Source organism: Archangium lipolyticum (genome assembly GCF_024623785.1).
Classification (GTDB): domain Bacteria; phylum Myxococcota; class Myxococcia; order Myxococcales; family Myxococcaceae; genus Archangium; species Archangium lipolyticum.
Genome location: NZ_JANKBZ010000070.1, coordinates 1 through 7643 on the forward strand (window position 1 = coordinate 1; position 7643 = coordinate 7643).

Sequence of the window (7643 nt, forward strand, 5' to 3'; positions counted from 1 at the left end):
GGCTTGCATCACGGCATGCAACCGCCCCCTCGCCGTCCTCTGTGAACTCCCATGGGGTCATGCGCTCCAGGGGGAAGACCCTCACCCTAGCCCTCTCCCAGAGGGAGAGGGGACATCCACGGACCCTCGGACCATGTCCAAAGACTTTGTGGACACTCCACTAGGCGAGGAGGTCCGCGAGCCCGGCGAGATCGCGGACCTCGTACGTGGGCCTGCCGCCTGGTAGCGCGGTATCACCGCGGCGATTCACCCACGCATTCGGAACACCGAGGGCGTTGGTCGGAACGATGTCGTGGAAGTTGCTCTGCGCGGCGTGCAACCAGCGGAGCGAGCCGAGCCGCTCGCGCGCGGCGAGGAAATGCGCGTGTGCGGGCTTGTAGGAGCGCACCTGCTCGGCGGTGATGACGAGCTCGAAGTCGACGGTGAAGTGACGGCGCGTCGCTCGAATGAGCTCGTCGTCGATGTTCGAGAGGATGCCGAAGCGATAGCCGGCGTCACGCAGCCGCTCGAGCGCGGCGTTCGTGTCGGGAAATGGCTTCCATGACGCGAGCGACGAGGCCAGGAACGTCGCGCGCTCGTGAGTGAGTGGCCAGCCGAGCGCGTCCGCCACACGGACCGCCGTCTCGGTGAGCACGTCGCGATAGAGGCGGAAGCGCTCGCCCTGCACGAGGGGCTCCACCTGCTCGTATGCGCGCAACACCGCGTCGCGCTGAAGCTCGACGCCGTCCTGGCGCGCGGCGCTGAGGAAGGCGTTCGCGATGCCCTCCTCCCAGTCGATGAGCGTTCCGTAACAGTCGAAGGTGATGATGTCGAAGCGGCGTTCCATGTGCGGAATGTATCCTCCGAGGTTCGCGGAGCTGAAGATTTTCCCGGTTCGCGCACGCGAGCCCCCGGAAAATAATCCTGGATGCGGAGGAATCACGTGAGCCGCGGACCGTGGGGACGCCGTGCCCTGGGAAACGCCCTCATCCGCTCGACATCTGACAACCCCCTGTTTTCCCGGAAGAAAAGAATCCACGGGGCCTCCCTGCCCCACGGGATGAGCGGACTGTTCACGGCCCGGCATGGATCTGGCTTTGGACAGTCCCCGAACCCCAAAGGTGACAGGCATTGGCCTGTCCCACCCCAGATGGAGTGGATTGACATGCATCGGAGGAAACTCCCAGTGGTACAGACTTCGGCGCTGCTCACCGCGCTGCTCGTGTCCCTCGCGGGGACGCCAGCGGCCGCGCTGCTCGGCGGGCTGGACTCGACGCCCCCCCAGCTCAAGATCATCCGGCCCGGCGGCTCCGCCGTCCTCCAGGGCCAGGTGGCCCTCGAGGTCGAGGCGGAAGACGGGCTGCTGGGCTCGGGAGTAGCCCGGGTGGAGTTCCAGGTGGATTCCACCACGAACACCTGGGTGGCGCTGTCCGGGAGCCTGCTGTCGACGAAGTACCGGGGCGTCTGGGCGAGCACGTCCGTGACGGATGGCAGCCACAACATCTTCGTCCGCGCCACGGACAACTCCGGGAACCAGCGGCTCGTGTCCGTGCTGGTGGTGGTGGGCAATCCGCCCGCCGCGCCCTCGGGGGTGAAGCTGACGGCGCCACCGGTCCCCAGCAATGGTGGCTTCCTGGACGTCTCCTGGAACGCCAACGCGGAGGCGGACCTGGCGGGTTATGCCGTGTACCGGAGCACCAAGGCCGGTGGCCCGTACACGCGGGTGACCGGCACCCAGAGCACCTTCCACCGGGATGATCTGCTGAACATCGGCACCACCTACCATTACGTGGTGGCGGCGGTGGACGTGGCCGGCAACGAGTCCTCCTTCTCCGCCGAGGTCTCGGACACGCCCAGGGACACCCTGCCCCCGCGCGTGTACGCGACGAGCCCCTCGCTGGGAGGGACGGACTTCGCCGAAATCGACTGGCTCACGGACGAGCGCTCGACCTCGCAGGTCGAGTACGGCACCACCAGCTCCCTGGGCAGTGCGACGAGCCTGGACCTCAACCTCACCCAGAACCACCACGTGCGCCTGTCGAACCTGCAGCCGGGCACGACGTACTTCTTCAAGGTCCGCTCGATGGACGCGGCCGGCAATGGTTCGGTCTCGCCGGTGCTCTCGTTCACCACCCAGGTGGACCACCCGCCGGCCGTGAGCATCGTGAACCTGTCCAACGGGGCCATGCTCCGGGAGTCCATCCGTCTGCAGATCCAGGCCGTCGATCAGGTGCACCTGTCCCGGGTCGAGTACACGGTCGATGGCCTCTTCTGGCGGAGCACGTCCTACAACAGCCAGACCGGGTACTACGAGGGACTGATCGACACGAGCACCCTGTCGGAGGGCTCCCACATGGTCGGTGCTCGCGCCACCGACAACCGGGGACAGGAGTCGCTGGCGCTGATCGAGGTGTGGATCGATCGTTCTCCCGCGGTCGTGGGGCTGGCCGGTCCGGAGGAGCAGAAGCACTTCGCGGGCGGGAAGGAGCACCGGGTGCGGATGGCCGCGAGCGACCGGGGCTCGGGCATCGCCGCCATGGAGTGGCAGGTGTACCTGGTGCCGGCCGGAGCGGAGCTGGAGGTGGCGCCGGAGCCGGATCCCGCCGCCTGGCAGCCGCTCCCGTTCAACGCGCGGTCCGGGCTGTACGAGACGGGCTGGCGGGCCCCCGTGGTGGTGGTCGCGCAGCGCGGCTTCCTGTATGCGCGGGCCACGGACGGAGCCGGGAGGAGCACCACCTTCGTGCGGGAGATCGAGGTCCTGGCCCACGGGCGTGACTTCCAGTTCACCGGCACCAGGGGCGAGGAGGTGTCCGGCACGGTGGCCATCGAGCCCATCGGGGCCGAGGGAGGCAATCGCGTCGGCGTGCAGGTGGAGGGCCGGTTCCTGACGCCGGGAGCCACCTACCAGGTGACGGTGAGCGGCGCCGGGGAGTCGTACACGGCGGAGCTCGTCGCGGACGAGCAGGGCCGGGGTGTGGCTCAGGTGGAGACCGACACCTGGATGACGGACGCGTTCTCCGCGACCGTCACCCCGTCCGGCTCCGGCTTCTGAACGCCCGGCATGGGCCCCCGGGCCCTGGTGGGACTCAGGCCACCTCCACCAGGTCCTGGGATTGAATGAGGGGCTGGGGCATCGTCCACAGCCCCTCGCGGTGGCGGTAGCCGACCTGGAAGGCATCCAGGATGGCGGGCCACCTGTCCTCGAAGAGGGCCCAGTTGTACTCGGTGGGCTTCGAGGTGAGGAAGTTGCGGTCCCGATCCTTCAGCGTGGCGGTGTAGTCGCTGAGCTCCCAGGCGACGGCGCCGAGCGGCAGGCGCAGCGTGGGCGTCATCGCCAGCATGAGGGAGGGGCGAGACACTTCGCCCTCGCGCGGGGCCGGGGGCGTGAAGGCGGGCTGCACGGTGTCATGCTGCTCGCGCCAGGCCAGGTAGTTGTTGGCGAAGGCGATGAGCGCGTCCCGCTCCGAGGCGCTGGCCGCCCGGCGCGAGTCCTCGAAGAGCGCGAACGCGGCCACCACCAGGCTGTGCCCGCTCACGCCGGGCAGCGCGCTCGCGAAGTCCGCCGGCAGCGGCGAGTCCTTCACGTGCGCGAGCGCGTACGCCCAGGCACGCCGGGCCTCGTCGGGATTGGAGTCCTTCAACGAGAAGCGCTCCACCACCATGGCCGACCGGACCTCGTGCCCGCCCGAGCTCTTCCGCCAGTCGAGGTACGCGCGCGCGGCGCCGCCGATGTCCCCGAAGATGGCCATGTTCCCTTCGAGCAGCAGCTGCTCCAGGGTGCGCGCCACCGCCTCGGCCTTGTCGAGCGGCGTGGTGCCCGGGGCCGCATGGAGCAGGCGCACGAAGCGCCAGGTGGTGATCCACAGGGTGCGCAGATCCAGGAGCGACTCGAGGTTGGCGGCGCTCACCAGCGTGCCCAGGGAGGCGGCCACGTCGTACGACAGGCCGAACCACCGCAGCGTGTCCGCCATCTTCTCCGCGGCGAGCAGCCCCTGGCCGGAGACACCGCAGCGCACGAGCGCGTGCTGGACGGACTGGGCGGGCTCGCCCTGCGCCGCGTCGATGATGGACCGGGCCAGGTGCGCGCCGAGCATTCCCTTGCCCACCTCCAGCGAGGCGTGCGGCGCGAGGGCGAACCAGTTGCACAGGACGCGGCTGGTGCCCCCGGGCCGGTAGTCCGGGTCGAGCAGCGCCTGCAACTCATGGGCGAGCTGGATGTAACCCTGGGTGATGCGGTGATTGGTCTCCAGCGAGCGGGACGTGACGGCCAGCAGCCCGGGAGCGGGAGCGCGGAGGGTGTTCCTCGCCAGGGCCTGGGACGGTGAGGCGCCGGGGCTCGCGGTGGGCTCGAACTGCTGGGCGGTATCTGGGTTGCTGGACGGCGGACGTGGATCGGACAAGAGCATCTCCCCCTGTCCCCTGTTCATACCCGTTATGCCCCTCCCGAGCTACGGAACGGCAGCGCCCGGAGGAACTGCGCATCACTCCAGTCCCAGCAGCGAGCGGGGTCCTTGTCGACGTTGGTGGGCACGCTGTTCCAGCCGTGGACGGCGGGGGAGCTCGAGCCGCGCCAGTGGAACAGCACGCTGTAGACCGCCGCCACCGCGAACACTCCGGTGAGGATCGGGCGCCGCCGGGGGGCCGAGAGCAGCGCATCCAGGGGGAAGGCCAGGAAGTAGACGAGGTAGGGCAACACGTCCGTGAAGAAGCGCGGACCGACGGAGTGCCCCGCCCACCAGATGGGGAAGGCCGAGATGGCCACCCAATGGAGCAGCACGGCCACCGCGAACGCCTTCTCCGGGGCCTGGAGCTCCCGTCGGCGCAGCTTCTGAAAGAAGCCCACGACGGCGAGGAGGAGGAAGGGCGAGTAGATGAGGAGCCCTCGCGAGGGGCTGACGAGGTTGGCCGCCAGTGCCTGGAAGAAGCGGCTCTGGGTGGGATCCAACCGCTGCGAGTAGTAGGGCGAGAACAGCGAGCTGTAGGTGCTCAGGTTGTAGGCGCAGAACGGCAGGGCCACCACCGCCGCGCCCCCGAAGAAGGCGGGCAGCAGCCGGGGCCACCGCAGGACGTAGAAGGCGGTGACCACCACGACGGAGACGGCGTTCGTCGGCCGGCAGACGTAGGCGCACGCGACGGCGAAGCCGGCCAGCAGCGCCGTGCGGACCGTCTGGGTGGGCCGGGCCAGCAGGAAGACGATGCAGGCGAGGGTGAGCAGCGAGGGCGCGTGCTGCCAGAGCACCCGGCTCGCCGTGGAGTAGGCGGACGTCCCGAACGCGAAGAGGAGGGCCGTGGCGAACGCCGTGCGGTCGGGCACCTGCTTCCGGAGCGCGAGGAAGAGCACCACGACGGCGACGCTGACGTAGAACGAGGCGATGAGCTGCTCGGTGCGGTTGTAGAAGCCCAGGTCGATCGTCCCGGTGCTCCGGAACGTGAGGAGCCACTTCTGGATGTACGTCCCGAGCCCGCCCAGGTGCGGGAGCGCCGGCTCGAACAAGGACAGCACCGCCTCCATCCCGGCCAGGAACGGGAGCGCCGCCAGCACGGCCCCGAGCGGATAGTCGTAGTACGCATGGCCGTCGGAATGCTCGTAGGTGCCGTGGGCCGTATAGGACGAGAAGGTCGGGCGGAACTCGTCCAGGTTGGCATTGCCCTCGTGCAGGATGCTGGCCGCGGTGGGGATGGACCAGATGGAGTCGGTCTGGATACGGACCGGGCTGGCGATGTACACGCCATACACCATGGCGAACAGCACCCAGACCGAGAGTCTCGGGAACGGGGCCTTGCCGGAAGGTTCTGAGGACATGCGCGCCTTCTAGCGAATCTGGCCCCCGAATGCGCGCCAGGATGAACGGGCGCCGACCCCGGAGTCCTCCCTATCAGGCCAGCCGCGCCAGGTGCTCGGTGAGGCGGTCCAGGGTCTCGTTGCCGCCCTTCTCCACCCCGAACTTGCGCACCTCCTCGAACGCCTCGGCGCTGGGCCACACGCTGTGCATGGTGAGGCGGGTCTTTCCGCCCTGATCCTCGAACGTCACCGTGACGTGGAACTGCTCGACCTCGGTGCTCGTGCCGTGGCTGTACACCAGGCGCTCGGGGCGGACGACCTCGCGGTAGGTGATGAGGTTGTCGAACTCCCCGTACTCGGCATGCTTCATCACGTACTTCCAGGTGCCGCCCGGGCGCACGTCCATGGACTCGGTCACGGTGTTGAAGCCGTGCGGCCCCCACCAACGTGAGATGTGCTCGGGCTTCGTCCACACCTCGAACACGCGCTCGCGCGGGGCGTTGTACACGCGAGTGAGGATGATCTCCCGGTCGGTGGTGCTCACTACGTCGCGCTTCATGTCGATCATCGCTTCCGTCCTCTCATGGGTGGGTGATGGCGGCTTGTAGGGGGCTACTTCTTGGGACCGGGCCCGGGCTCCTGGCTCTCCAACTCCTGCAGGTAGTCTCCGAGCCGGTCGAGGCTCTCGTCGAAGAAGCGGCGGTAGTGCTCCAGCCACGCCGCCACGTCCCGTAGCGGCTCGCCCTCCAGCCGGCACGGGCGCCACTGCGCCTCGCGGCCGCGCGAGATGAGCCCCGCGTTCTCCAGCACCTTGAGGTGCTTGGAGACCGCCGGGAGGCTCATGTCGAAGGGCGCCGCGAGCTCGCCCACCGTCGCCTCCCCCTTCGCCAACCGAGCGAGGATGGCGCGGCGCGTCGGGTCGGCGAGCGCGGCGAACGTGGTGCTTAGTCGATCTGGGGCCATGGAGCATTGAACCAATTGGTTAATTATCCTTTTGGTTAAATAGTCGCGAGACCCTTCGACGTCAAGTGAGAACCCTCGAGGTAGAGCGCGAGCGGGGACCCGGGGGCTTGCTGATTCACCCGCTCCACGGCACGGACACGTGGTAGCCGAAGATCATGAGGCGGGGCTCCGGCCGTCTACGCGTGGACCCCGGCACCCAGGTGCATGAAGAAGGAAGAGGATTGGATTCATGGATGAGAAGACAGTCGTCACGACTCTCGCGTCGGTCTTGCTCGCCGTCTCGGGCTACCTCGCGGCACATGCGAGCAAGCTTCGTCTCGACCAACGAACCAGCCAGTTGAATCGAATCAACACACAGCTCTCCGATTTCTATGGCCCCCTCCTCGCGCTCGGGAGTGCGACATCAACGGCGTGGCTGCAATTCCGGAAGAAATACCGTCCTGGAAGGGCCTTCTTTGGCGAAGGGGCACCACCGACAGAGCAGGAGCTGGTTGCATGGCGGACCTGGATGAAGGAGGTCTTCATGCCCAGCAACCTGCGCATGGCCGAGCTGGTCACCACGAAGAGCGATCTGCTCATCGAAGATCACATCCCTCCATGCCTCCTGACGCTCTGTGCCCACGTCGCCGCGTATCAAGCCGTCATGAAGCGCTGGGAGGAGAAGGACTTCTCGGAACATTCCTCGCTCGTGAACTTCCCCACGGAAGTCCTCGATTACGCACACAAGTCCTTTCTCCACCTCAAGGCGGAACAATCGCGGTTGTTGGGGCTGGTGAATAAGCGCAGGCTCATCTAAGCCATGTGGACTAAGTTCTTTCAGGGGGTAACATCGCCGCTGAGCAGGAGAGAGGAGCGGCGATGTCCTCTGAGCAGCGTAGCATCCGGCTGACACCCCGGCAGAGGCTGGCACTACAAAGGG

The 7643-nt window shown here is 67.7% G+C and carries 7 protein-coding genes; 2 read left to right on the forward strand and 5 right to left on the reverse strand.

From position 1 onward, the window contains the following. Positions 1 to 160: 160 nt before the first annotated feature. The gene (locus NR810_RS51775) at positions 161 to 826 is read right to left on the reverse strand and encodes an HAD family hydrolase (RefSeq protein WP_257463583.1); all 666 of its coding nucleotides are present in this window, start codon (positions 824 to 826) and stop codon (positions 161 to 163) included. A gap of 339 nt (positions 827 to 1165) precedes the next feature. Here NR810_RS51775 and NR810_RS51780 point away from each other — a divergent pair, with 339 nt between their 5' ends. Then, positions 1166 to 3031, forward strand: a complete 1866-nt coding sequence (locus NR810_RS51780; protein WP_257463584.1) for an Ig-like domain-containing protein — start codon at positions 1166 to 1168, stop codon at positions 3029 to 3031. Positions 3032 to 3065: 34 nt separating this feature from the next. On the opposite strand, the gene NR810_RS51785 is transcribed toward NR810_RS51780, so the two are convergent. From NR810_RS51785 to NR810_RS51800, 4 genes are all read right to left on the reverse strand, one after another. Next, positions 3066 to 4379, reverse strand: coding sequence for a hypothetical protein (locus NR810_RS51785; protein ID WP_257463585.1), 1314 nt, complete (start codon positions 4377 to 4379; stop codon positions 3066 to 3068). A gap of 32 nt (positions 4380 to 4411) precedes the next feature. Then, on the reverse strand, positions 4412 to 5782 hold the full coding sequence (locus NR810_RS51790) for a hypothetical protein (RefSeq protein WP_257463586.1): 1371 nt from the start codon (positions 5780 to 5782) through the stop codon (positions 4412 to 4414). Positions 5783 to 5855: 73 nt separating this feature from the next. Continuing rightward, positions 5856 to 6329: an SRPBCC family protein gene (locus NR810_RS51795; protein WP_257463587.1), complete on the reverse strand. Its 474-nt coding sequence runs from the start codon at positions 6327 to 6329 to the stop codon at positions 5856 to 5858. A 44-nt stretch (positions 6330 to 6373) separates the two neighbouring features. After that, positions 6374 to 6724 carry an ArsR/SmtB family transcription factor gene (locus tag NR810_RS51800; protein ID WP_257463588.1) on the reverse strand — a complete coding sequence of 117 codons (351 nt, stop codon included), beginning with the start codon at positions 6722 to 6724 and terminating at the stop codon, positions 6374 to 6376. A gap of 229 nt (positions 6725 to 6953) precedes the next feature. On the opposite strand from NR810_RS51800, the gene NR810_RS51805 reads away from it, so the two are divergent. Continuing rightward, positions 6954 to 7520 (forward strand): hypothetical protein, encoded by a 567-nt coding sequence (locus NR810_RS51805; protein WP_257463589.1) that lies wholly within the window; start codon positions 6954 to 6956, stop codon positions 7518 to 7520. The last annotated feature ends 123 nt before the right edge of the window (positions 7521 to 7643 follow it).

What these genes read in the sequence shown, in the direction of transcription:
- NR810_RS51775 (WP_257463583.1), bottom strand. Translation starts at nt 826, where the DNA reads ATGGAACGCCGCTTCGACATCATCACCTTCGACTGTTACGGAACGCTC.
- NR810_RS51790 (WP_257463586.1), bottom strand. Translation starts at nt 5,782, where the DNA reads ATGTCCTCAGAACCTTCCGGCAAGGCCCCGTTCCCGAGACTCTCGGTC.
- NR810_RS51795 (WP_257463587.1), bottom strand. Translation starts at nt 6,329, where the DNA reads ATGATCGACATGAAGCGCGACGTAGTGAGCACCACCGACCGGGAGATC.
- NR810_RS51800 (WP_257463588.1), bottom strand. Translation starts at nt 6,724, where the DNA reads ATGGCCCCAGATCGACTAAGCACCACGTTCGCCGCGCTCGCCGACCCG.
- NR810_RS51805 (WP_257463589.1), top strand. Translation starts at nt 6,954, where the DNA reads ATGGATGAGAAGACAGTCGTCACGACTCTCGCGTCGGTCTTGCTCGCC.